The organism is Ruegeria sp. AD5, assembly GCF_056542345.1.
Genome location: NZ_JBQFZR010000003.1, coordinates 180,861 through 203,818, shown reverse-complemented (window position 1 = coordinate 203,818; position 22,958 = coordinate 180,861). Strand labels below are relative to the sequence as shown.

The window sequence follows — 22,958 nt, the reverse complement described above, 5'->3', positions numbered from 1 at the left end:
AGACGGCTACTGCTGCTCGCGTCACCATAGGATTTAGCCATGGCCTCTGCCACATCCAAGTCATACTTCTGGAAAGGTTTTCGCGACGGGACGCCGTTTATCTTCGTCGCCATGCCCTTTGGCCTTCTGTTTGGTGTTTTTGCCACAGAAGCAGGGCTGGATATCATCCAGACGATGGCCTTTTCCGCCACGGTGTTTGCCGGCGCTGCTCAGTTCACCGCATTGCAATTGCTGCAGGACAATACACCAACGGTTATCGTTCTGATCTCGGCCCTGGCTGTGAACCTGCGGGTGGCCATGTATTCGGCTTCACTGACCCCTTATCTGGGGGCGGCTCCGCTGTGGCAACGGGCCCTTGGAGCCTATCTTATTGTTGATCAGTCTTACGCCTGTTCGATTGTCCGATTCGAGAAAGAACCGGATATGTCCGTGCCTCAGCGCATGGCGTATTTTGTCGGCTCGGTCACGCCGATCACGCCGCTTTGGATACTCGCCACTTATCTGGGTGCTGTTCTGGGGGCGCAGATTCCGGAAAGCTGGGCTCTGGATTTTGCGCTGCCGATCACGTTCTTGTCCATGATCGGACCGATGATGCGCACCATGGCGCATGTTGTAGCCGCGCTGGTGGCGATTGTTGTCGCCCTGCTGTGCGTGGCAGTGCCGTTCAATCTTGGACTGTTGATCGCAGGGATAGCCGGGATGATGGCAGGTGCACGGGCTGAATTGATGTTAGAGCGGAAAAAGTCATGACGCAGATCGACCCGACAACCATGTGGATCATCATCGTAGGTCTGGCGATAGGCAGCTACCTTCTGCGCTTTACCTTTATCGGGCTGGTTGGCGACCGCCCGATGCCGCCCTGGCTTCTGCGGCACCTGAGGTACACAGCAGTGGCGATTCTGCCTGCCCTGATCGCACCTTTGGTAGTCTGGCCCACGGCCACCGAAGGACAACCGGATATGCCGCGCATGGCGGCTGCGGCAGTTGCGTTGACGGTGGGAATTGTAACGAAGAACGTCATAGCGGCCATCTTTTCAGGGGCCGCCACGCTTTACGGTCTGCTGTACCTAGTTGGTTGAGATCGCTTCAAGCTGATTGAGGCGCGCATTGTTTTCCGCCAGCCCCTGCTGAAGATCAGCCGAGTCATTCTCACGATAGTCCGTGGTGACAACGCCTGGAATCTGACCAAACTGATCGGATAGCTTCACCGGGTAGAATGTTGTTTTGAATTGCTCGAACCCCGGGACCTGTTGCAGCAATTGCGAGGTTGAATTTGCACAAAAAGCCTGCGAAACCGGGCCCATCTGCTTGGCCAGTTGCAGCGCGATCTCGGCCTGCTGTGGCGTCACTTCGATCGTCTGAATACGGGCATAATGCGTCTCGCGCGCATGACTGCTACGATAGGCGCGTTCGACATTTGGCGTGATGCCATAAAGGACATCATTCTTGATCGGCACCACATCCGCCCGGAACGATCCGGCAGGATCAAATATGACCCGCTCGCTGCCGCTGATCATCAGCGACGTGTGTGCCCCCGATCCGGTGCGCGTGCTGATCATCGTATAGAGCGTCAGTGTCGATGGCCCCGGATCACGATAGGACCGGGCCACGATTTCCGAGGGATCAGCCTGCGGGCGCTGCGATCCCGCGCAACCCGCAATTGTCACTGCCAGCAGGCAGGCAATCAGAATCCTGAACAAGAGATGCGCCTCGTGTACCGTTTAGGCCGCAAAGACCGCCAGGAACAGGCAAAGGAGTACAATTGCCACCACGCACCACGTGGTGAATTTGATGAAACCGTCAAAGGTTTTTGTTTGAACGGTGATGTCCATCTCGCCGTGCTTGTGATCAGCCATGTTTATTAGAATCCCAATTCGCGTGTTTGAAATGTTGGATAATGCAAAATTCAGGGCCTGTCACGACGTCATTCGCGCGCAGTTGGGCCAAAGATGGTGCAGCCCGGATAACCGAACCCCCAGCGCCACGGCAGCCCGCTACAGGGACCGCCCCCAAAACGTACCGCCATGTACATCGCTTCAGACGTGATCGAATGGACCGAGCGGATTTGATCCGGCGTCATATCATAGCGTTCGGCATATTCATCAGCATGGCTTTCGCCGTGGGTTTTGACACAGGCGCGCAAGGTGTCATCGGCAGCGAGGCGGGCGTTATAACTGGCCCCAGCCTGCGACGCGCCACCTGCGTTGTGATAGGCGCGATCGTGAGTAACGCAGCAGTACTCCCATGGCGGGTGTTCTTCATAAAGCAGGCTGAACTTTGGAAAGGTCTCGGCCACCAAGCGCCAGCTCGACGACAACCCGCCCGAACAGCCATCCGTTTCAAAGGGGGTCAGTTCAGCACCTTCCATCGTGTCGGCCAATGCCCGATGAGCGGGCATTTCCACGCTACGCATCAGGTCCTGCGCGGCTGCAGGCAGCGCGCAACAGGCCAGAAGGGCGACCAGTTTATGGTTCCGCATCACGCATCTCGGCAGTATCAATGGACAACCCGAATGTCGTCGCCAACCATAGCATCAGACGCTCGCCCGGTCCCATCTCGGCACGAACACGAAGTACTTCGCGAGCCATGGCAGGACGATCGGTGATCAGCCCGTCGACCCCCATCGATGCCATGGCCGACATCTGTAGCGGGTCATTCACCGTCCATACATAGATGTCCTTGCCCGCCTCATGGACCGAGCGGATCAGACCCGGAGACACCGTCGCCGCATTTACGGCCACAAAATCGCCCTCAAGCCCCGACAGATTGCCGATGGCGGTCGCGGCCAGAACGCCTGCCCGCCAATTGGGGCGCAGCGCTTTCATCTTCTGTACTGCCGGGTATTTCAGCGACATGGTGGCGATGTCGTCCTGCATCCCCATCTCTTCGACAATTGTGGCGACTCGGTTTTCCAGGTCGACGTCATGGCCATAGTATTTCAGCTCGATGATGACCTTGGATTTGCCCTTCGCAGCTTCCAGAACATCGCGCAGCGTGGGCGTCCGTTCCGAGGCATATTCGGGGCCGAACCAACTGCCGATATCGATCTCGGCCACATCCTCCATGGTCGCGTCCCAGACCTTGAGCGGCACACCAGCCAGTTTCATGAAATCGCTGTCATGCGCGATGATGACCACACCATCCGCGGTCTCCTGAACGTCGATCTCAACCCAATCGGCGCCATCTTCGATAGCCTTCAACACTGCCGCCATGGTATTTTCCGGCCTTATCGCCGCCGCACCTCTATGACCAATGACATCCGCATGATCGGGGGCCTGAATGCGGACCAGCAACTCCTGCCCGGACCAGAGCCCGATCAGCAGGGCGATTGCCGCGCCACCGACCACAGCGTAAAGCGGCGCGCGCAGGTTGCCTGGTTCGGGATGAGGGACCTCTCGGCCTTGTGTGTCGAAGAACCCATCCAGCAGAACCGCCAATGCTCCCAGAGCGACGGCTGCAAGCACAAGCCCAGCCAGCGACCAGAGGCCCGCTACGATCATACTGAAGATCAGCGCAAAGCGCAGGTTCGTGCTTTCCTGCAACGGTACCAGATCGAACAACAGTCCGGCCACAAAGGCAATCAGCGCGGCGATCACGAGACGCATCGCAAGCCAAAGGCCAAGCTCGATCTTGAGGCGACCGCGTTTGCCTTCCATTCGATCCGTGCTGGCGGAGAAGGCCTCGGCGGGTTTGCAGCCCTCAAATAATACAAGATGCAGCGACAGCGCCCAGGCCGAGAGCCTGCGGATCAGAACCCAAGCCAGACACAGCACCACAAATCCGATCAGCACTACCGCCACCCAGAATGAAGGCGGGTGGAAGGTGAGGTAATAGTTGATGTCGTATTCAGTCAGCATCCACCAGGCGATCAGGCCAGCCACGGCGACAAAAGGCAGCGCAAGTACCAGCACACGCAAAATGAACCGTGCGGCAAAGCCGAAAAGCGCAGGTAAACGCGTCAGGATCAACCGGATGGAAGCACTGCCCGCGCGCCAAGGGTCACGCTCACCCATCCGCAATGATCCGGCCATGACCGAGAAGACAAAGACCTCGGCCAGTAAGAACAGGCTGAGAACTACAACCGCCGCGATGAAGCCCGCTGGTGACAGCAGGAACATCGCAATGTCCTGATCCGTCAGCGCCGATTGATCAGACAATGAGACAGCAAGATTGACGGCGATGGCAACGCCCGGAGCGATCAGTGCAACCAGCAGCAACCGGACGGCGAAATAAACAGGCACAAACACGCGCCGCCGCGCCCATGCGCCCCGGTAGGCAGTTGTAACGGCTGAGAAATTGGTCACGCGGTTGCCTCCTGAATGGTCTATCCATTCAAGGCTGCGTAAGTGTGAATTGCAAGAGTGGGCGTCAGCTTTCTTCCAGATCAGCCGCCAGCCGGAAACCAATGCGGTTGGCTGGTTTATCCTCGATCGATTTCGGCAAGGCACGCAGCATCACATTCAACTGGCTGACATGCTGGACGAGCTGCGTTTTGGCGCCGCCTCCGTCCGAGCCATAGAAGGTAATCACATCCGGATCGAAATAGCCCATGCCCTCGATCCGCATTACACCGGCATCACCACCGGTAAATCCCATGGCAACCTCGTGATCGCCATCCAGAGTCTTCTCGAAATTCTGAATATACATGATCAGCCGCTCATAGGCCCATTGAGCAGGGCTTTTGCTTTCGACCGGCTTTTGCAATGGCTTGGGCAAATCCTTGTTCCCCGATGCCGCTTCAGGGTTGGCGTGCACCTCATAGCACCGCGGCAACGCCGCAGATTCCGCTGCCTCGGCTGAGGTTTCGATCTTGTCCATTGCTCTACCCTTTGCGCTGATATTCCCAAGCTCCGTCCGCGCGCCGCGTCCGGGCGACAGCTCCAATGTGGTAGAGATGGTTCATATGTGCAACCGCCTCGACCAGCGCGAGGCCGTATTCCCCGCCCCTGATCTGGCGCTTGAACAGCGGGGCAAAGCACTCGGCGGCAGTTTTGGGTTGATCGAGATCGTTCAGCAGACGCTCCAGCGCGCCGTGGTGGTTATCGATCAACTGCCGCATGCGGATCGGCAACCCGGTGAACGGCAGTTTGTGCCCGCCCAAAACCAAATGATCGGGCCGGGCCAGCGGTTGCAGGCGTTCACACGCCTCCAACCAGTCGGCCACCGGATCGGCCATCGGCTCGGTGGCATAGACGCCCAAGTTGGAACTGATCGAACTGAGGATCTGATCGCCGGTCAGCACCAGATTGTCCTCGCGGCTCCAGAAGGTGCAATGCTCAGGCGCATGGCCGTTGCCCATGTGAACATCCCAGTCGCGGCCACCCATGCGGATCACGTCGCCCTGTTTGACACGGGTAAATCCCAGCGGCATAGGGTACACGGCGTCTGCAAAGTTGAACGGACGCTCGGCCATCCGACCGGCCAGCACGTCCGGATCCATCCCCGCGCTGCGGTAATAATCCAACGTTTCCTTCGGCCAATTCTCTTGCACATCCAGCGTCAGCATACGCGCGAACAACCATGCGGTACGACTGGTGACCAGTTCTGCACCATGCTCGGACTGGAACCAGCCCGCATTGCCGACATGGTCAGGATGGTGATGAGTCACGACAACGCGACGGACGGGTTTGCCAGCCAATGGCCCTTCCATCAGGGCCTGCCAGATTCCCCGTGTTTTCTTTGAAGAAAGCCCTGTGTCGACGATGGTCCAGCCGTCGCCATCATCCAATGCATAGACATTCACATGATCCAGCGCCATCGGCAAAGGCAGCCTGATCCACAGAACTCCTTCTGCAACTTCGACCCATTCGCCAGGAGCGGGTGGTTCCTCCCACGGATATCGCATCACTTGCGGAGCCTCGCCATCCATCAAACCGCCAGTTCCTCTGGGTTGAGGGCATAGAGGTCATCCGCCCCGTTCTGCGCCTGCGCAAGCAAGCCCGTATGTTCAGGCAGCAGCACATTGATATAATAGCGTGCCAACTTGGCGCGCGGTCCATCGGGATCGGCCAGAGCCGCTGACAAATGGTAATGCCCGCCCAGAACCCGCGCGAACGCTTTTAGATACGAAGCCGCGCCAGCAAACCGGTTGTTCATATCCGATTGAGCAACGAGCCACTCCGTCGCTTCCCGCAGCGACTCGGAAGCTTCCCAAACAGGACCAGCAAGTTCAGGCATCGTGGCGCGCGCCTTCTCGGCTTGATCCTCGATCTCATCCAGAAGGTTCGAGGCCGCCTCACCCCCATCCATCATCTTGCGCGCTACGAGGTCCATGGCCTGAATACCATTGGTGCCCTCGTAGATCGCGGTCACACGGACATCGCGATAATATTGTGCAGCACCAGTTTCTTCGATGAAGCCCATGCCACCATGCACTTGAACGCCGGTCTCGGAAACGCGCATGCCGGTCTCGGTGCCAAAAGCCTTGCAGATCGGCGTCAGCAGCGCCGCACGTGCCGCCCAATCGGCCTCACCCGTGGCCTGCGCCATGTCGATTGCAGCTGCATTGGCCAGCATGATCGCCCGCGCCGCAAACACATCTGCGCGCATCGACATCAGCATCCGCCGCACATCCGCATGGTCGATGATCGCGCCCGAGGGCGTCTTGCCCTGTTTACGCTCCAACGCATAGGCCAGCGCATGCTGGTAGGCCCCTTCGGCGACACCCACACCTTCGCCACCCACGCCCAAACGCGCGTTGTTCATCATGGTGAACATCGCGGCCATCCCGCCATGTTCCTTGCCGACCAGCCAGCCTTTGGCCCCGTCATATTGCATCACGCAGGTTGGCGAGCCGTGCAGGCCCATTTTGTGTTCCAGCGAGACCACCTTGAGGTCATTGGCCACGCCGGGGTTGCCGTTCTCGTCGGGGATGTATTTCGGCACCAGAAACAGCGAAATCCCCTTGGTCCCCGGAACACCGTCTGGCAGGCGGGCCAGAACAAGATGGCAGACATTCTCGGCAAAGTCGTTGTCGCCCCAAGAGATATAGATCTTCTGCCCGGTCACCGAATAGGTGCCGTCGCCATTGTCTTCGGCCTTCGAGGTCAGCGCGCCCACATCCGATCCGGCCTGCGGTTCGGTCAGGTTCATGGTGCCTGACCATTCACCCGCCATCATCTTGGGCAGATAGAGCGCCTTCAACGCATCGCTTGCGTGATGCTCCAGCGCCTCGATCTGACCTTGGGTCATCAGCGGGGCCAGTTGCAGCGACAGGCAAGCAGCACTCATCATCTCATTCACGGCAGTGGTCATGGTCATGGGCAGACCCATACCGCCATATTCGGGATCGCCGCTCATCCCGATCCAGCCGCCTTCGGCAATCGCCCTCCAGCCCTCGGCATAGCCCGGAGAGGTCCGCAGCACGCCGTTCTCCAGCCGCGCGGGCTCCAGATCACCAGGGCGTTGAAGCGGGGCCATGATCTCTTCGCACATCTTCCCGGCTTCGGTCAGAATGGCGCTAACCACATCCTCGCTGGCTTCCGAGAACTTTTCGGTCGCGGCGATCTGGTCAAAGCCGATCACGTTGCGGAACAGGAATTCATAGTCTGAGATCGGGGCGCGATAGGGCATGGTTTCCCTCTGGTTCTGGCAAGTTGTCAGCGTGGGGTTGGAATCCCGGCCCCACGCCGGTATTCATCTGGGCTGGCACGATTACCTACCGTTACCTGAACTGCAAGCAACCAAAACGCGGCGTCACGATCCATGACCCTTCTCGGTACTCAAGACTTACCAGCAAACGCCGACGGGCTCGCCAAGGCCGCTGACCTGTTGCGGCAGGGGCTGCTGGTCGCTTTCCCGACCGAGACCGTCTATGGACTGGGTGGCGATGCACGGAACGGCGAGGCTGTGGCCGCGATCTATGAGGCCAAGGGGCGACCCAGTTTTAACCCACTGATCGCCCATGTCGCCTCAACCGAGACCGCGAAACGCTTCGTCGAATGGACCGATCAGGCTGATTTGTTGGCTGATGCCTTCTGGCCCGGACCGTTAACTCTGGTTCTTCCTCTGCGCCCCGATCACGGGATTTCGTCGCTGGTCACAGCTGGCTTGGATACTCTGGCCGTTCGCGTGCCTGCGCATCCCACAGCGCACGCTTTACTGACCGCTTTTGACGGTCCTGTGGCAGCGCCATCGGCCAACCCCTCTGGTCAGATCAGCCCAACGACGGCGGCCCATGTCCGAGCGGGGCTGGAGGGACGCATAGCCGCAGTTCTGGACGATGGGCCGTGCGGTGTCGGGCTTGAGTCCACTATTGTGGGTCTGGCCGGCACCCCTGCCTTGTTGCGTCCAGGTGGTGTCGCATTGGAACAAATCGAAGAGGTTCTAAAGGCAGAACTGCATCACCACCAACCCGGCGATCTGCATACCGCGCCGGGGCAGTTGCAATCCCACTACGCGCCGGACGCGCCGGTGCGGCTAAACGCCCGGTCACGGCAGGGGGACGAGGTGTTGCTGGGTTTTGGCCCCGTTGATTGTGATCTGAACCTCTCCAGCACCAGCAACTTGCCCGAGGCCGCCGCCAACCTGTTTGCCGCCCTTCACAAACTTAACGATACCGGTCGGCCAATCGCCGTATCACCAATTCCCCATCACGGATTAGGTGCGGCCATCAACGACCGTCTACGCCGCGCAGCAGCCCCTCGCGATTAGGCGCGGCCTGCACTGGCTGATAGGGTCAGCGGATCAACACCAAGCGTAGCCAAAGCCGCCTCCCATTTCTCGTCATCAGGGACATCAAAGACCAGTTTCGACGACGCATCAGTCGTTAACCAACCATTCATCGCGATCTCATCTTCCAACTGACCCGGCCCCCAGCCGGAATAACCTAAAGTCAGCATCGAATTTAGCGGCCCCTTGCCCGAGGCCAGATCCTCGAGCACATCCAGCGTTGCGGTCATGCTGAAATCTTCGGAAATCTGCATTGAATGCAGATTCGCCTCGTAATCTGCGCTATGCAGGACAAAGCCACGCGACATCTCGACCGGGCCGCCAAACTGCACCAGCCGTTCGCCAATTACGGGTATCCGACACGGGATGTTGAGCTGTTCCAGCAAGGTCTTGATCCGCAAGTCCGAAGGCTTATTCACGATCAATCCCATCGCGCCGTCATCACCATGGCTGCAGATATAGACGACCGAATGCTCGAATCGCGGGTCGCCCATTCCGGGCATCGCAATCAACAGTTTTCCCGTAAGGTCCATCAGCAGATATCTCTTGCGCCATAGGATATCCCTAGAATGACCCTGTGAACCGGGGAATGGCAAGGGATCAGCCGGGATTTCCGTGCATTTCACAGAAGTGACCGGAACGTGACTTGGCAATCACGACCGGAATGCGCATGTTCTGCATATGAAAGCGCTTTGCAAATCTGCTGCAGCCGTGCTGGCCGTCAGCCTTTGTTTTGGTGCCCCCGCCACTGCGCAGGGGGTTGATAATCTGGTTCAGCTTGAGGTGTTGGACGGCGGCAAAACCGCCGAAGGTACCTATCAGGGGGCCTTGCGTCTAAAGCTCAAGGACGGGTGGAAGACCTATTGGCGCGCACCCGGCGATGCGGGCATTCCGCCACAGTTTAATTGGAAAGGCTCTCGCAATATTGCAGACATAGCCTTCACATGGCCCGCGCCGCATGTGTTTGATCAGAACGGGCTGCGCTCGGTCGGGTATGAGGATCAACTTGTACTGCCCGTTGAAATCACGCCTAAGAACCCTGCCAAACCCGTGCGTTTGCGCGGCGAGATGGACTTGGGCGTGTGTAAGGATGTCTGCGTGCCGGGTCGGTTGGAATTCGATCACACAATGGATGCCGACGCTGCACGCAATCCGGCCATCGCCGCAGCCCTCGCCCAGCGCCCGTTTTCCGAACGCGAAGCAGGCGTGGCGGATGCGACGTGCCAATTGACTCCCACTGCAGACGGAATGCGGATCGAGGCGCGTATCACCATGCCTTCAGCGGGCGGGTCCGAATTCGCCGTCATTGAACCAGGAAACCCGGCACTCTGGGCATCGCAGCCCGATACACGCCGTCAGGGCAACACCCTGATCGCAAGCTCGGAGATTATCGGTGCCTCCGGCGGGCCATTCGCGCTGGATCGGTCCGAAGTGCGCATCACGGTTCTGGGGGCAAACCACGCTGTCGATATCCAAGGATGCAGCGCAGGCTGACCGGATGAGCCAGACCCCAAAGATCGGTGCCTTGGCTGTCGTGCTGCACGATGGCCAGGTACTTTTGGTGCAACGCAGCAAGCAACCCGATCAGGGGTTGTGGGGCTTTCCAGGCGGCCATGTGGAATGGGGTGAAACGGTTCTGGACGCCGCCACCCGCGAGCTGCGGGAAGAGACCGGTGTGATTGCTGAGCCTTTGGTCTATCTCGACAATCTCGACCTTTTGCTGCGCGATGATAGCGGGCAGACCCGGGCGCACTACCTGCTGGTCGGAGTTGCGTGTCGCTATGTAACCGGCACGCCTGTCGCTGCAGACGACGCGCAGGACGCTCAGTGGTTTCCGGTGGACCAGATCACCAGCGGCGACCTGCCAATGAGCGACCGCGTTCCCGATCTTTTGCGGCGTGCTCTAGAGATCGACTAAGCCTCAACCCGATCCGACAAGCGTGCATAAAGCACGCTGGACAGCACGACACCTACCAGCAGGATCACGGTCGCACCCGCTACGAAAACGCCAAAGCCCATTTGCAGCACACTTGGACCTTCGGCGGCGGGGTAGAGACCCGAGAGCAGCACCAACGGCGCACCTGTCACTACGGGCCAGATCATCGAGGCACCCAGCCAGATCGCCAACGCTGCACCCGTTGCGCGCACGGCATTGCGTACCACCCTGTCCGGCGCGCGCAAGGCCCGTCTCATCGATGTCATCGGGCGTGAGATGTCGTTCAGGATGGCCAGCAACGCAGGCACTAGCAGTAGGATCAGGGCCATGCCAAAGCCCAGCCCATAGACCAGTGTGATCACGGTCGGTTTCAAAAACTGTGCCTGCTGCGAACTTTCGTACATCAAGGGCGTCAGCCCCAGTACCGTGGTCAGCGTGGTCAGCATCACAGGCCGCAAACGATCTGCCGTACCTTCTACGATTGACGGCACCAACCCGCGCTCTTTCCGGTATCCGTCGATTGTGGTCACCAGAACAATCGAGTCGTTGATGATGATCCCGGTCATGCCCAACAGGCCGACGACGGTGAACATGCTTAACGGCACGCCCCACAGGTAATGCCCCCAGATCGCGCCCACGAGGCCAAAGGGAATGATCGCCATGACCACCAAGGGCCTTGTCCAACTGGCAAAGACCCAAGCCAATACCAGATAAATTCCGGTCAGACACAGGATCAGGCCTGTGCGGGCCTCGGACAGGAATTCATCCTCTTGCTCACTCAGGCCAGCCATGCGCCATTCGACCTGCCGTTCGGCGGCGATGTTTGGCAATATCTCTTCGCGCATGGCGCGGGCGATTTCGGCAGCCTGCGCCGGGTCGTCCTCGGAAATATCACCATTCACCGAGATGACCCGCAGACCATTTTCGCGCCGGACGGTCGAAAAACCCGATTTACGCTCGACCGAGACGATATCGGCGAGCGGGACATAAACGCCATCCGGAGTCCGCATCAATGTGCGTTCGAGGAAATCAGCAGTCAGTTCGCCCTCGGGCAGTTCGATCCGAATCTCGGTGCTACGCGGACCATCCGGGAAGGTCGCGGCCTCAATCCCGTTCAGCCGGTTTCGCAACACGCGGCCCAGTGTTTCGATGCGGAAACCCAGCGCCTGACCCTGCGCGGTGAGGTCCAGAATGAACTCTTCCTTGTCATAGGCGAGGTTATCCTCAAGCGCTGAAACTTCCGGGTATTTCGCAAGTTCCGCCTGGAGGTCCTCGGATGCAGATTTCAACGTGTTCACATCCGCACCATAGAACTGCACGTCAATCGCGTCGCCACCGGGCCCTGAACGCCAACCACGGAAGCTAAGCAGCTCAACCTTCGGGTGGCGCGGCACGAAATCCTGCAGCTCGCCCACAAATTCAAAGCTGGAATAGGGGCGCAAGTCGGCATCGATCAGCTCGATCGAGATGCCACCCAGCAAATCGTCATCCTTGCCGTCCGCCGCGCGCAGCCCCCATCCGGCCGAACCGCCAACCTCGGCTAGAACGTATTCGATCGGGTTGCGGCCATGGCGTTCTTCGTAAACCTGACCCAGTTCTTCCGTGGCTTTCTGGACCATGCGCATCATTTCCAGCGTCTCAGCGCGCGTCGCCCCTTCGACCATGATGAAATTGCCAGTGACCGAACCGCGTTCCGGTGCGTTGAAGAACCGCCAATTCACGTCGCCCCGAATGAACAGAGCAATCTGGCTGGCCAGAATCACCACCATCAGTGCAACAACCACATACCGTGCCCAGACCACCCACGCGACCAACGGGCGGAACAGGTGGTCGCGCACCCAGCGGAAGCCCTTGTTCACAACCCGGTTGGGCCAGTCATACCAATGCTCCTTAGCCGAGTGCGCGATGGCATGGGCCATATGGTTCGGCAGGATCAGGAAGCATTCGATCAGTGAGGCAATCAGGACAGCGATAACGGTGAACGGGATGTCTCGGATCAGCTCTCCGAAGCGGCCACCGATGGCGGTGAGACCAAAGAAGGCGATGACCGTGGTCACTGTTGCAGCAAACACCGGCATCGCCATACGGCGGGCAGCGCGTTCTGCAGCTACGATTGGCGCTTCGCCCAAACGGCGGGCACGGAAATCGGCGTGCTCTCCCACGACGATGGCGTCATCAACCACGATGCCCAAGGTAATAATCAAACCGAACAGAGACACCATGTTCAGCGACAACCCGCCCAGATACATCAGCGCAATCGCCGCAGACATTGCCACCGGAATACCGGCAGCCACCCAGAAAGCGATGCGGGCGTTCAGAAACAAGAAGAGTAGACAAACCACCAGCCCAAGCCCGACCAGCCCATTGTCGACCAGAATATCCAGTCGGTCAGTGATCGCTTGTGCGCGGGTGCGGATCAGCTCAACCGTGATACCTTCGGGCAGGCTGGCCTGCATCTTGGCCACGACATCCTCGACATCGCGCTGGATACCTATGGCATCGCCAAGATTGGACCGGTCGACGCGGATCGACATCGCCGGATTGTCGCCGACGAAATAGCTGCGGTTGCGCGTGACCCCCTCGACCCGAATTTCAGCCACATCGCCCACAACCAGCTTTGAGCCATCGGCAAAGTTGCGCAGGGCGATGCCTTCGATCTCTTCCGGGGTGCGTTTCTCAACACCTGTCCGAATACGCGCATTGGCACCTGTGACATCGCCCGCGGGGTTCGCGGTGACTTCTGCCGCAATGGCCTCGGCAATATCCGAAAGCGAGATATCATTGGCGATCAACTGTGCGGTGGGCACTTCGACCACCACACGCGGCGCGGCCAGTCCCCGGATCGTTGTCCGCGTGACACCAACCGCAAACAGGCGGCTTATCAATTCATCGGTGAATTTGGCCAGTTGTTCAGCTTCGATGGGCCCCGTGATGACCACATCCGTGACACGATCCCGCCAAGCGCCGCGCCTGATGGTTGGTTCCTCGGCGTCTTCGGGCAGGTTGGTGACGCTATCGACGGCGGTCCGGACCTCCTCAACCGCGCGAGACATGTCCCAGTTCGGCTCAAACTCCAGCCTGACCTGCGCCGTTCCCTCCCGAGAAGTTGATTCCGTGCTGGCAACGCCCTCAACCGCCAAAAGCGCAGGTTCCAGCAATTGGATGATGCCATTGTCGACATCCTCGGGGCCTGCGCCGTCCCATTGAACGTTCACATCGACGCGTTCGAGAATCACATCAGGAAAGAACTGCGCCCGCATGTTGGGGATCGCGGCGGCCCCCAGCACCAGCATGATCAGCAGCAACAGATTGGCCGCAGTCCGGTGCCGGGTGAAATAGCTGAGGATACCGCCCGCCGCGTTGGGAATGTCGCGGATCATGGCGCTTAGCCCCCAGCCCGGTTGTCATCAAGACGGCGTATTAGGGTGGCGGGCACTTTGGCCTCGCTCAACTGGCCCAATACTTGGGCTTTGTCTTCCTGAGACATCGCATCACTGGCCTCGACCTGAGCCACAAGCTGAGCGCGCTTTTCGTCCGAAAGCTCGACCATGCCCGGATCAGTTTCAGCGTTCGCCTCAATCCGTAGGGGCCGCACACGTACACCCGAACCCAGCAGAGGCGTCCGGCCAATCACAACCTCGCGGCCTTCCAGGCCTTCACCACGCAAAAGCACCTCATCGCCCTGACGACGGATCAATTGCACAGCCAACGGTTCCAGCCGGTCATCGGGGCCGAGAACAAGCACGTTGCCCGTGGCGTCCAGAACCGAGGATGGCAGACGGACCACATTATCGAGCGGCTGTTCTTCAATCGAAACGGTGACAAAATCCCCCGGCTTGAATCCCGGCGCGTCGTCGAGACGCGCATAGATCAGACGCCCGGTTTGCCCTTCACCCGCCGCGCCGCTATCGCGACTGATCCGGCCGGTGGCAGTGAGATCGGTCCCCGTGACCTCAAGCGATACAGTCACCGGGGCTGAGATCAGATCACCCTGCGCGTCCAGCAACCGCACGAATTGCGCGGTGGAAACCCGAAACGCGACCTCAAGCGCATTGGGGTCGACGAGTTCGGCCAGCTTTTCGTTGGCCGCGACCAAGCGGCCTTCAACCAAAGTAACCTCGGTCAGCGTCCCATCAAACCCGGCATGGATCGTCATATCCTCCAGGTCACGCTCGGCCCCTTCCAACGCGATACGAGCCCGCGCAAACAGGGTTGTTGCCTGATCCACACGGGATTCGGCCTGCGCCAAAGCGATCCTGCGCGCGAGAACTGCCTGATGAGCCGATGTTGCGGCCAGTTCCGCTTCTTCGACGCTTGCAGCAGCCCCGACACCTCGCGTCTGCAGGTCCTGCTGACGCTGCAAAGCCCGGTCACGCAGTTCGGCCTGTGCCTCGGCTGATTTCAACTCATCCTGCGCCAACAGCAGCGAGCGTTCGGCGTCCCGCTCTTCAAACTGGGCATCCAGAAGATCGGATTTGGCACGGTCCAGAGCCGATTGCATATCGGCTGGGTCCAGTTCGACCAACAATTCTCCCGCCGTTACGGTGCCGCCATCTTCAAAATCTTCGGCCAGTGATACAACGCGCCCACCCAAGGCCGCGCGCAGCTCTAACCGGCGGCGGCTTTGAATCTGGCCAAACGCTTCCAGATAAGGAGTGACGGTTTCCGGCTCGGCGGTTCGTACGGTAACGGCGAATATGCGTTCCCGCGCCTCAGGTGCCTGATTGTCCCGCGTCAGCACATCCTGAACCGCGCCCGAGATCATCTGTGCGGCAACGATCAGCAGGCCCAGCGTCAGAAACGCCAGGAACACCCCAACAAGGCTTTGCCGCAGAAATCGCATCGGTCACTCACCTTTGGTCGCACATGCTGCCTTCCGCAAAGGTAGCCGGGTCGCAAAAAATGCCAAGCCACAAAGCGGTTATGATCCGTTAAACGCAGAACCAGTCTACTTCCGTCGCAGGTGTTCGTCCAATCTGGGCATTATTTCAACGAAATTACAGGGCCGGTGGCGATAATCGAACTGCTTCTCCAGAATCGCATCCCAAGCGTCTTTGCAGGCACTCGGGCTGCCCGGCAACGCGAACAGATAGGTTCCGCCTGCAACTCCGCCTGTGGCGCGTGACTGCACGGCAGAAGTACCTATCTTTTCCATGGACACGATGGTGAAAACGGTGCCAAACGCTTCGATCTCTTTTTCATAAACATCCCGATGTGCCTCGACTGTCACATCGCGACCCGTCAGACCTGTGCCGCCGGTCGAGATTACGACGTCGATTTCAGGATCCGCAATCCAACTGCGCAATTGCTCGGCAATCTGGGCGCGTTCGTCCTGAATGATCTTGCGGTCCGCCACTGAATGTCCAGCCGTTTCGATCCGGTCGACAAGCGTCTGGCCCGAGCGGTCGTCGTCCAGCGAGCGTGTATCCGACACGGTCAGAACCGCAATACGGACGGGGATGAACTCAATGCTTTCGTCAATGCGCGACATATGTCGTCAAGCCCTTTCCATAATGGCAAGCCGGATGGCAAGAGCCGCGAATATCCCGCCCGTGACCAATCCAATGATACGTGAAGCGCGTGGGTTTGAGATCAAAATGCGTCCTGCTCCGCCCGCAAAGATACCGACCATCCCATTCACTAGAATGCTGCCCAAAGTAATGATTGCACCAAAGGTTAGGAATTGCAGCAGAACCGGGCCGTTTGCTGGGTCCACGAACTGAGGGATAAAGGCCAAAACAAACAGAATGACCTTGGGATTGGTCAGGTTCACCAGCAACCCCTCGCGAAACGCGAAATGAGCAGGCTTGACTGCTGCATCGTCCGACACTGCCCCTTTCCGGATTGCGCCCCATGCAAGAACCAACAGATAAGCAACGCCCATCCACCGGATAACGTCAAACAGCCAAGGCACGGCTGATACCAACGCCCCAAGTCCAAGCCCCGCCAGCAAAACTTGCACCATCAGACCCGTCGAAACACCGAGGCTGGCCATCATCGCTGGGCGTGACCCGGACCGTAACCCTTGCCCGAAACAGAACATCATGTCAGCGCCGGGTGTGAAATTCAGCACCAGTGCGGCTGGGACGAAGGCCATCAATGTAACTGTCTCGATCACGTTGTTACCTCGAACCAATGTGATTTTGGGCCCAGATTGGCGATCTGAGACCGCCCGAGCATGCCGCGGTATCCCCAACTGTCGTGGATATGACCGCAAAAGACAAAATCGGGCTGGATGCGTTCAACCGCGTCCCGAACTGCGGTCGAGCCGACCGACACATCTTGCGATGTCACATCCCCATATCCTTTTGGCGGAGAGTGCGCGATCAGAACATCCGCAGCCTCGCACCGGTCCAGCAGTTCCGATGCTTCAGCTTCAGTAAGATCGCAGGACCAGTCTCCAAAAGGCGTCACCGGCACGCCGTAGCCCAGCCCGAACAGGCGCAGACCATCCAATGTCATGCCCGTCCCGTGCAGAACATGCGCGCCTTCGGGCGCAGCGGCTGTCAGTTCCTCGGCGCTCTCAGCGTTGCCCGGCACCAGGATCAGCGGCGCTGCAATGCCCGACAGCATCTGCATCGCTTCATTCAGGCCCCGCCGCGCATTGCAAAAGTCCCCCGCACCGATGACAAGATCAGCCTCGGCGCTAGCGACCACCAGATCAGCGGCCCGGTTGCGCGCCATATGAAGATCGGAAAACGCCAGAACTCTCATCCCGCGCCCCTCAGCCTTGCTTGCAAATCCAGCAAATCGGCCCAGGCCTGACGTTTCATCTGCGGTTGACGCAGCAGGTAGGCCGGGTGGAACATCGGGATGACCGGTAGGTTCAGCGCCTGATCCCATTTCCCGCGCAGCCGCGTGATACCGCGTTTGCCCAGCAAGGCCTGACAGCTGATATTGCCCATCACCACCAGCACCTCGGGCTTGGCCAACGCCACATGCCGCTCCAGAAACGGCTTCATCATGCCAATCTCTTCCGGCTTGGGATCGCGATTCTGCGGGGGCCGCCACGGCAACACGTTGGTAATGTAGACATTCTCGCGCCGATCCAGATCAATCGCGGCCAGCATCCGGTCCAGCAATTGCCCAGCGCGCCCGACAAAGGGCTTACCTTCGCGATCCTCATCACGGCCGGGCGCTTCGCCGATGATCATTACCCGTGCACCGGGGGTGCCATCGGCAAACACCAACTGCCGCGCGCCGCGTTTGAGGTCGCAAAGATCAAACGCCTCCATCGCCGCACGCAAATCGACGAGCGATCCAGCGGTTTTCGCCGCCTGTTTTGCAACAGCTGCGGCATCGACCGGTTCTGGTTTTTTCGCAGGTTCAACCGCAGCTGGTTTCTTAGCCTTGGCCGCTTTATCCGGCAACGCATAGCGATCCACCGGCGCGTCGCCGATCGCCTCGGTTGCGCCCAGCTCGATCTGCCATTCCAGCAGCGCCCGCGCGGTATGATGGTCCAAGCCCGATTCCATAACCCTCAATCTAACCAGCTTTTGACCGAGGGAAAGCGAATAGACCTTGCCATGGCACAGGGTCGCACCGACCATGGCAGGGTCATGCTGTCATTTCTGCGATTCCTTCTGATTGCTCTATTGCTGGCAACCTCTGGCGGTTCGGCGAGTGCGCAGCTGTTTGATCGGATTACACAATGCCGCGCCGGACAGCTGCAATGCGGGCGCGGTTGTTGCCCCGCAGGCCAGCGCTGCAGCTTTGATGGCCGCTGTATCCCGCCGGGACACACCTATTGTGGAGGTGGGCGCACCTGCGGCCCGTTCGAGCGCTGCGTGGCAGGAGGAACCCGTTGCGCCCCGGCGGGGGCGAACAAGTGCACCTCGCGTCTGGATTGCCCAGGAGGCAGCTTCTGCAACGGGCGCGGGGAATGCGAGCGCAGCCGACCGGATTTGGTCCCAGCTCCACCCACAACCTGCGCAGATGGTAGGAGTTGCAGAGCCGGTTCATCCTGCTTGCCGGGCGGCGGATGTTCGCGCCCCGGCTGGTTTCTGTGTGAAGAAACCGGTTCGCAATGCCGACCCGGCTTTAAATGCTCGGCTTATCAGGGCTGTGTTCCGATCAAGGCCATTGATTGTGGCTATGGCAAGTGGTGCAAACCAGGGGAACAATGCCTGCCCGAAGGCGGATGTGAGAAACTAACCGAAGGGCCGGAACCTTAGGTTGCCTTGGCCTGCATGGCTTCCTATAAGCGGTCCGATTGTCAGACAGGAGCCCGCCCATGCGTTTCGCCCATCGTCACCTTCTTGGCATTGAGCATCTGTCGCAATCCGATATCACCGCTATCCTTGATCTGGCCGAAACCTATGTCGATCTGAACCGACAATCGACTAAGCATTCGGACGTGTTGTCGGGCCTGACTCAAATCAACATGTTCTTTGAAAACTCGACCCGCACGCAGGCCAGTTTTGAACTGGCGGGCAAGCGGTTGGGGGCTGATGTGATGAACATGGCGATGCAGGCCAGTTCGATCAAAAAAGGCGAGACGCTGATTGATACGGCTATGACGCTGAACGCGATGCATCCCGATCTGCTGGTGGTACGGCATCCTCATTCTGGCGCGGTCGACCTGCTGGCGCAGAAAGTGAACTGCGCCGTTCTGAACGCGGGAGACGGGCGGCACGAACACCCGACGCAAGCCCTGCTGGACGCGCTGACCATCCGCCGTGCCAAAGGCCGCCTACACCGGCTGAACATCGCAATTTGCGGAGACGTGGCGCATTCGCGCGTGGCGCGTTCGAACCTGATCCTGCTGGGCAAGATGGAAAACCGCATCCGTCTGATCGGCCCGCCGACGCTGGTGCCGTCGCAATTCGCGGAATTCGGGGCCGAGATCTATGATGATATAAATGAGGGTCTGAAAGACGTCGACGTTGTGATGATGCTGCGCCTTCAGAAGGAACGGATGGACGGCGGCTTTATCCCCTCGGAACGCGAGTATTATCACCGCTACGGTCTGAACGCTGAAAAGCTGGCGCTGGCCAAGCCAGACGCCATCGTGATGCACCCCGGTCCAATGAACCGCGGGGTCGAGATTGACGGGACGCTGGCGGACGACATCAACCGATCCGTTATTCAAGAGCAGGTCGAGATGGGCGTCGCCGTCCGCATGGCCGCCATGGACCTGCTAGCGCGCAACGTACGAGAAGCCGCATGAACGATCTGGCCATCGCCCCCCATGAGCGCGGCGTGATCCGCCTGTTCTCGCTGGACATGCGCCCGGAAGAGGCGAAATTCCTGCGCGAACCGGGGGCTGTTGATCAGGTGTTGGGTGTCGAGGGGCTGGATCCAGAACAGATCGACATTTTTCCGGTATCCGACCTCGAAGATCTCGGGCTTTATGGCTATCTCAGCGAAGGCTGTGGTGTCTCGGAAGACCAGTTGGATCGCGCGAAGTTGGACGCCATTGAAGGCTGGGTGATGGTCCTGCGCAGTGCGGCGCTGGGTGGTCGATCTGCAACCCTCTCCCTCGATCCCCGCCTGCATCTGATTGGCCTGTTAACCGAAGAGGCTACCAACTGGTCCGGCGGCACGATTGAGACCGAAAGCGCAAAACCGTTCTCGGCCCCGCAAAGCCCACCAGTGGATAATAAACCAAGCCGCATCGGTTCAGCCGTCATTGCCATACTGATTCTGATCGCCGTCGGAGGTGCCTTGTGGCTGATCCTGTGACATTCTCCTCGGACAAGGGCGCTTATGTCCGCACCAACGCATGGCTCGCCGCCTTTGCAATGGCGGCCGCAATGGTCGTGCTATGGTTGATCGGCAATCCTTACGTCTGGACCGGCGCACCCGCGGGGTTGGCTGCAATCGGGATCCGCGCGTGGTATTTGGCCTCGGAAGAACTGGTCGCCACGTGGGAAATGACAGACACCACGCTGACCGGCCCCGGTTCGCGCAAGGTGGCGCTGAACCAGATTCAGGCAGTGAACACGATTGGCAGTTTTGTCCAGATCGTCACCAAAGGCGGCGACAAACACCTTATCAAATACCAGGCGGACCCTGCCGCCACCAAAGCTGCAATCGAAAGGGCCATGGCATGAGCAATCTGATTTTTACTAACGCTCGCCTGATCGACCCCGAAGCTGGCACAGATAGCATCGGCTGGCTGCAGATTGCCGATGGTCGGATCGCAGCGCTTGATGAAGGCACGGCCCCAGACGCTGACACGCAGGTGGTCGATTGCGGTGGGCAGTGCCTCGCTCCCGGCATTGTCGACATTGGCGTCAAGGTCTGTGAGCCCGGTGAGCGGCACAAAGAAAGCTATAAATCCGCAGGTCTGGCTGCGGCTGCAGGGGGTGTGACAACCATCGTCACCCGTCCCGATACTCTGCCTGCCGTCGACACACCCGAGACGCTGGAGTTCGCCACCCGCCGCGCGCAAGCGGACGCGCCGGTAAACGTCTTGCCGATGGCCGCCCTGACCAAAGGGCGCGAAGGGCGTGAGATGACCGAGATCGGGTTCCTGCAAGACGCAGGGGCCGTGGCTTTTACCGATTGCGATCATGTCATCACCAATACCAAGGTGTTCTCACGCGCGCTGACCTACGCCAAATCCTGCAGCGCTCTTGTGATTGCCCACCCGCAGGAGCCGGGCCTGAGCAGCGGTGCCGCGGCCACCAGCGGCAAATTCGCCGCACTGCGAGGCTTGCCTGCCGTATCGCCTATGGCCGAGCGTATGGGGTTGGACCGCGACATCGCCCTGCTTGAAATGACCGGGGCCGCCTATCACGCCGATCAGATCACCACCGCCCGCGCCCTGCCTGCACTGGAGCGCGCCAAGCGCAACGGGCTGGACATCACAGCAGGCACGTCAATCCACCATCTGACGTTGAACGAATTGGACGTGTCCGATTATCGCACCTTCTTCAAGATCAAGCCCCCGCTGCGATCCGAAGATGACCGGCAAGCCGTGATCGAAGCGGTGCGAACCGGTCTGATCGATACGATCAGCTCCATGCACACGCCGCAGGATGAGGAAAGCAAGCGACTGCCGTTTGAAGAGGCGGCCTCGGGCGCGGTGGCGCTGGAAACACTGCTGCCTGCTGCGCTTCGGCTATATCATTCCGAACAGCTGGACTTGCCGACCCTGTTCCGCGCCATGGCCCTCAATCCGGCCAAACGGCTGAGCTTGGAGAGTGGTCGCCTGTCCCAAGGCGCGCCCGCTGATCTGGTACTGTTCGACCCGGATGTTCCCTTTGTTCTGGACCGCTTTACGCTGAAATCGAAATCGCAGAACACACCGTTTGACGGCCAGCGGATGCAGGGTAAGGTCACCGCAACCTTTGTCGCTGGACAAGAAGTGTACCGGAGAGCCTGATGCCCCTGATCGACAGCACAATGACTCAGCTCATCCTGTGGGCCGCGTTAGGATACCTGCTTGGCTCCATACCCTTTGGCATGATCGTCGCGCGCGTGATGGGTCTGGGAAATCTGCGGCAAATCGGATCGGGCAATATCGGCGCAACCAACGTCCTGCGAACCGGCAATAAGGCAGCGGCAGCGCTGACATTGCTGTTTGATGCAGCCAAGGGTGCCGTTGCTGTTCTGCTGGCACGCGCTTTGGCTGGTGAAGATGCCGCGCAGATCGCCGCATTGGCCGCGTTCCTCGGGCATTGCTTTCCGGTCTGGCTGGGTTTCAAAGGCGGCAAAGGCGTTGCGACCTTTCTGGGCCTTTGGCTGGCACTTGACTGGCGCGTGGGTGTCGCCTGCTGTTTGACATGGCTGGTCGCGGCGCTGATCTGGCGTATTTCGTCCGTTGGTGCGCTGGCCGCCGCCGCCCTATCCACCACCTGGATCATGGTGCTGACAGATGGCAGTACCTTCGTTCTTGGAATTGCTCTGACCTTGCTGCTCTACTGGCGGCACAGCGCCAACCTAGCGCGGATCAAGGCGGGGACAGAACCGAAAATCGGGAAATCGTGACAGCGCCCAGCGCGTTTCTGAAAGCGTTCCATGATCTGCCGGTCGGCACGTTCACCGGTTCCGTTGGGCCGCATCGATATTTGGTATCGCATAAGATCATGGCCTGCGGGAAATCTCACAAACTGGTGGCTCATCAATTGGGCGGGCCGGATTACATCAGCCTAAACCTTTATCTCACACAGAAAAGCGGCGCATTGCTTCGCCCCTGCGAAATGCCTGCGGAAAAGGTGGTCGATTTTGTCCTGGCGCTGGTGCCTGACGTGCAGGAATGAACAACCGGTCTTTGTGATTGCACAATCACAATTGATTGCTTTGAACGTGATCGGGCCATTCCCCAACTGGGATTTTGTGACGGCCAATTACAGGCGTCGCGACAATCAAATCCGGTTCGCCCGGGCAAAATTACAGTGCTCTT

Annotated in this window: 25 protein-coding genes; 11 read left to right on the top strand and 14 right to left on the bottom strand. The window is 59.4% G+C overall.

What is annotated here, in order from left to right; genetic code table 11:
- Positions 1-39 precede the first annotated feature (39 nt).
- On the top strand, positions 40-750 hold the full coding sequence (locus ACR0JG_RS17370) for an AzlC family ABC transporter permease (protein WP_170408370.1): 711 nt from the start codon (positions 40-42) through the stop codon (positions 748-750).
- Positions 747-1,079, top strand: coding sequence for an AzlD domain-containing protein (locus ACR0JG_RS17365; protein WP_170395711.1), 333 nt, complete (start codon positions 747-749; stop codon positions 1,077-1,079). The genes ACR0JG_RS17370 and ACR0JG_RS17365 overlap by 4 nt, the downstream gene beginning before the upstream one ends.
- On the opposite strand, the gene ACR0JG_RS17360 is transcribed toward ACR0JG_RS17365, so the two are convergent.
- The 7 genes from ACR0JG_RS17360 to ACR0JG_RS17330 all read right to left on the bottom strand — a co-directional run bounded on the left by ACR0JG_RS17360 (position 1,068) and on the right by ACR0JG_RS17330 (position 7,572).
- Entirely contained in the window at positions 1,068-1,700 is a 633-nt protein-coding gene (locus ACR0JG_RS17360) for a hypothetical protein (protein ID WP_480571448.1), read from the bottom strand. The genes ACR0JG_RS17365 and ACR0JG_RS17360 overlap by 12 nt on opposite strands.
- 21 nt (positions 1,701-1,721) lie before the next feature.
- Complete coding sequence (locus ACR0JG_RS17355) at positions 1,722-1,856, bottom strand: aa3-type cytochrome c oxidase subunit IV (protein WP_170395707.1); 135 nt, start codon at positions 1,854-1,856, stop codon at positions 1,722-1,724.
- A 68-nt stretch (positions 1,857-1,924) separates the two neighbouring features.
- Positions 1,925-2,479 (bottom strand): hypothetical protein, encoded by a 555-nt coding sequence (locus ACR0JG_RS17350; RefSeq protein ID WP_170513842.1) that lies wholly within the window; start codon positions 2,477-2,479, stop codon positions 1,925-1,927.
- Positions 2,466-4,304, bottom strand: a complete 1,839-nt coding sequence (locus tag ACR0JG_RS17345) for a glycerophosphodiester phosphodiesterase family protein (RefSeq protein WP_480571445.1) — start codon at positions 4,302-4,304, stop codon at positions 2,466-2,468. Before ACR0JG_RS17345 ends, ACR0JG_RS17350 begins: the two co-directional genes overlap by 14 nt.
- A gap of 64 nt (positions 4,305-4,368) precedes the next feature.
- A complete protein-coding gene (locus ACR0JG_RS17340; protein ID WP_170395701.1) occupies positions 4,369-4,818 on the bottom strand; it encodes a DUF6173 family protein in 450 nt (149 codons plus the stop codon).
- 4 nt (positions 4,819-4,822) lie between these two features.
- A complete protein-coding gene (locus tag ACR0JG_RS17335) occupies positions 4,823-5,869 on the bottom strand; it encodes an MBL fold metallo-hydrolase (RefSeq protein ID WP_170423666.1) in 1,047 nt (348 codons plus the stop codon).
- Positions 5,869-7,572 (bottom strand): acyl-CoA dehydrogenase family protein, encoded by a 1,704-nt coding sequence (locus ACR0JG_RS17330; protein ID WP_480571442.1) that lies wholly within the window; start codon positions 7,570-7,572, stop codon positions 5,869-5,871. Before ACR0JG_RS17330 ends, ACR0JG_RS17335 begins: the two co-directional genes overlap by 1 nt.
- Positions 7,573-7,704: 132 nt before the next feature.
- On the opposite strand from ACR0JG_RS17330, the gene ACR0JG_RS17325 reads away from it, so the two are divergent.
- Positions 7,705-8,652 carry an L-threonylcarbamoyladenylate synthase gene (locus ACR0JG_RS17325; protein WP_480571439.1) on the top strand — a complete coding sequence of 316 codons (948 nt, stop codon included), beginning with the start codon at positions 7,705-7,707 and terminating at the stop codon, positions 8,650-8,652.
- On the opposite strand, the gene ACR0JG_RS17320 is transcribed toward ACR0JG_RS17325, so the two are convergent.
- A complete protein-coding gene (locus ACR0JG_RS17320; RefSeq protein WP_170395693.1) occupies positions 8,649-9,203 on the bottom strand; it encodes a YqgE/AlgH family protein in 555 nt (184 codons plus the stop codon). The genes ACR0JG_RS17325 and ACR0JG_RS17320 overlap by 4 nt on opposite strands.
- A 148-nt stretch (positions 9,204-9,351) precedes the next feature.
- Here ACR0JG_RS17320 and ACR0JG_RS17315 point away from each other — a divergent pair, with 148 nt between their 5' ends.
- Positions 9,352-10,164: a protein-disulfide reductase DsbD domain-containing protein gene (locus ACR0JG_RS17315; RefSeq protein ID WP_480571436.1), complete on the top strand. Its 813-nt coding sequence runs from the start codon at positions 9,352-9,354 to the stop codon at positions 10,162-10,164.
- Positions 10,165-10,168: 4 nt separating this feature from the next.
- On the top strand, positions 10,169-10,588 hold the full coding sequence (locus tag ACR0JG_RS17310) for an NUDIX hydrolase (RefSeq protein WP_480571433.1): 420 nt from the start codon (positions 10,169-10,171) through the stop codon (positions 10,586-10,588).
- Here ACR0JG_RS17310 and ACR0JG_RS17305 read toward each other — a convergent pair.
- From ACR0JG_RS17305 to ACR0JG_RS17280, 6 genes are all read right to left on the bottom strand, one after another.
- Positions 10,585-13,986: an efflux RND transporter permease subunit gene (locus ACR0JG_RS17305; protein WP_480571430.1), complete on the bottom strand. Its 3,402-nt coding sequence runs from the start codon at positions 13,984-13,986 to the stop codon at positions 10,585-10,587. The genes ACR0JG_RS17310 and ACR0JG_RS17305 overlap by 4 nt on opposite strands.
- Positions 13,987-13,991: 5 nt before the next feature.
- The gene (locus tag ACR0JG_RS17300; RefSeq protein WP_170513173.1) at positions 13,992-15,449 is read right to left on the bottom strand and encodes an efflux RND transporter periplasmic adaptor subunit; all 1,458 of its coding nucleotides are present in this window, start codon (positions 15,447-15,449) and stop codon (positions 13,992-13,994) included.
- Between the two features lie 105 nt (positions 15,450-15,554).
- The gene (moaB, locus tag ACR0JG_RS17295) at positions 15,555-16,097 is read right to left on the bottom strand and encodes a molybdenum cofactor biosynthesis protein B (protein WP_480571427.1); all 543 of its coding nucleotides are present in this window, start codon (positions 16,095-16,097) and stop codon (positions 15,555-15,557) included.
- A 6-nt stretch (positions 16,098-16,103) separates the two neighbouring features.
- On the bottom strand, positions 16,104-16,724 hold the full coding sequence (locus ACR0JG_RS17290; RefSeq protein WP_480571424.1) for a LysE family translocator: 621 nt from the start codon (positions 16,722-16,724) through the stop codon (positions 16,104-16,106).
- On the bottom strand, positions 16,721-17,320 hold the full coding sequence (locus tag ACR0JG_RS17285; RefSeq protein ID WP_480571421.1) for a metallophosphoesterase family protein: 600 nt from the start codon (positions 17,318-17,320) through the stop codon (positions 16,721-16,723). The genes ACR0JG_RS17290 and ACR0JG_RS17285 overlap by 4 nt, the downstream gene beginning before the upstream one ends.
- Positions 17,317-18,081 (bottom strand): uracil-DNA glycosylase, encoded by a 765-nt coding sequence (locus ACR0JG_RS17280; RefSeq protein ID WP_170514155.1) that lies wholly within the window; start codon positions 18,079-18,081, stop codon positions 17,317-17,319. The genes ACR0JG_RS17285 and ACR0JG_RS17280 overlap by 4 nt, the downstream gene beginning before the upstream one ends.
- A gap of 758 nt (positions 18,082-18,839) precedes the next feature.
- On the opposite strand from ACR0JG_RS17280, the gene ACR0JG_RS17275 reads away from it, so the two are divergent.
- From ACR0JG_RS17275 to ACR0JG_RS17250, 6 genes are read left to right on the top strand one after another with little or no spacing between them, the layout of a single operon-like run.
- Positions 18,840-19,775 carry an aspartate carbamoyltransferase catalytic subunit gene (locus ACR0JG_RS17275; protein WP_170395673.1) on the top strand — a complete coding sequence of 312 codons (936 nt, stop codon included), beginning with the start codon at positions 18,840-18,842 and terminating at the stop codon, positions 19,773-19,775.
- Entirely contained in the window at positions 19,772-20,290 is a 519-nt protein-coding gene (locus ACR0JG_RS17270; RefSeq protein ID WP_170566210.1) for a hypothetical protein, read from the top strand. The genes ACR0JG_RS17275 and ACR0JG_RS17270 overlap by 4 nt, the downstream gene beginning before the upstream one ends.
- Positions 20,275-20,661, top strand: coding sequence for a hypothetical protein (locus tag ACR0JG_RS17265; RefSeq protein ID WP_480571418.1), 387 nt, complete (start codon positions 20,275-20,277; stop codon positions 20,659-20,661). Before ACR0JG_RS17270 ends, ACR0JG_RS17265 begins: the two co-directional genes overlap by 16 nt.
- Entirely contained in the window at positions 20,658-21,938 is a 1,281-nt protein-coding gene (gene pyrC / locus ACR0JG_RS17260) for a dihydroorotase (RefSeq protein WP_170566207.1), read from the top strand. The genes ACR0JG_RS17265 and pyrC overlap by 4 nt, the downstream gene beginning before the upstream one ends.
- Entirely contained in the window at positions 21,938-22,543 is a 606-nt protein-coding gene (plsY, locus tag ACR0JG_RS17255; protein ID WP_170395665.1) for a glycerol-3-phosphate 1-O-acyltransferase PlsY, read from the top strand. The genes pyrC and plsY overlap by 1 nt, the downstream gene beginning before the upstream one ends.
- Positions 22,540-22,815 (top strand): hypothetical protein, encoded by a 276-nt coding sequence (locus tag ACR0JG_RS17250; RefSeq protein ID WP_170566204.1) that lies wholly within the window; start codon positions 22,540-22,542, stop codon positions 22,813-22,815. Before plsY ends, ACR0JG_RS17250 begins: the two co-directional genes overlap by 4 nt.
- Positions 22,816-22,958: the final 143 nt, after the last annotated feature.

Coding starts and splice junctions, on each gene's coding strand:
- ACR0JG_RS17350 (WP_170513842.1), bottom strand. CDS start 2,479: ATGCGGAACCATAAACTGGTCGCCCTTCTGGCCTGTTGCGCGCTGCCT.
- ACR0JG_RS17280 (WP_170514155.1), bottom strand. CDS start 18,081: ATGGAATCGGGCTTGGACCATCATACCGCGCGGGCGCTGCTGGAATGG.
- ACR0JG_RS17370 (WP_170408370.1), top strand. CDS start 40: ATGGCCTCTGCCACATCCAAGTCATACTTCTGGAAAGGTTTTCGCGAC.
- ACR0JG_RS17275 (WP_170395673.1), top strand. CDS start 18,840: ATGCGTTTCGCCCATCGTCACCTTCTTGGCATTGAGCATCTGTCGCAA.
- plsY (WP_170395665.1), top strand. CDS start 21,938: ATGCCCCTGATCGACAGCACAATGACTCAGCTCATCCTGTGGGCCGCG.
- ACR0JG_RS17310 (WP_480571433.1), top strand. CDS start 10,169: ATGAGCCAGACCCCAAAGATCGGTGCCTTGGCTGTCGTGCTGCACGAT.
- ACR0JG_RS17270 (WP_170566210.1), top strand. CDS start 19,772: ATGAACGATCTGGCCATCGCCCCCCATGAGCGCGGCGTGATCCGCCTG.
- ACR0JG_RS17335 (WP_170423666.1), bottom strand. CDS start 5,869: ATGGATGGCGAGGCTCCGCAAGTGATGCGATATCCGTGGGAGGAACCA.
- ACR0JG_RS17330 (WP_480571442.1), bottom strand. CDS start 7,572: ATGCCCTATCGCGCCCCGATCTCAGACTATGAATTCCTGTTCCGCAAC.
- ACR0JG_RS17365 (WP_170395711.1), top strand. CDS start 747: ATGACGCAGATCGACCCGACAACCATGTGGATCATCATCGTAGGTCTG.
- ACR0JG_RS17315 (WP_480571436.1), top strand. CDS start 9,352: ATGAAAGCGCTTTGCAAATCTGCTGCAGCCGTGCTGGCCGTCAGCCTT.
- ACR0JG_RS17285 (WP_480571421.1), bottom strand. CDS start 17,320: ATGAGAGTTCTGGCGTTTTCCGATCTTCATATGGCGCGCAACCGGGCC.
- ACR0JG_RS17320 (WP_170395693.1), bottom strand. CDS start 9,203: ATGGACCTTACGGGAAAACTGTTGATTGCGATGCCCGGAATGGGCGAC.
- ACR0JG_RS17340 (WP_170395701.1), bottom strand. CDS start 4,818: ATGGACAAGATCGAAACCTCAGCCGAGGCAGCGGAATCTGCGGCGTTG.
- ACR0JG_RS17325 (WP_480571439.1), top strand. CDS start 7,705: ATGACCCTTCTCGGTACTCAAGACTTACCAGCAAACGCCGACGGGCTC.
- ACR0JG_RS17355 (WP_170395707.1), bottom strand. CDS start 1,856: ATGGCTGATCACAAGCACGGCGAGATGGACATCACCGTTCAAACAAAA.
- pyrC (WP_170566207.1), top strand. CDS start 20,658: ATGAGCAATCTGATTTTTACTAACGCTCGCCTGATCGACCCCGAAGCT.
- ACR0JG_RS17300 (WP_170513173.1), bottom strand. CDS start 15,449: ATGCGATTTCTGCGGCAAAGCCTTGTTGGGGTGTTCCTGGCGTTTCTG.
- moaB (WP_480571427.1), bottom strand. CDS start 16,097: ATGTCGCGCATTGACGAAAGCATTGAGTTCATCCCCGTCCGTATTGCG.
- ACR0JG_RS17305 (WP_480571430.1), bottom strand. CDS start 13,986: ATGATCCGCGACATTCCCAACGCGGCGGGCGGTATCCTCAGCTATTTC.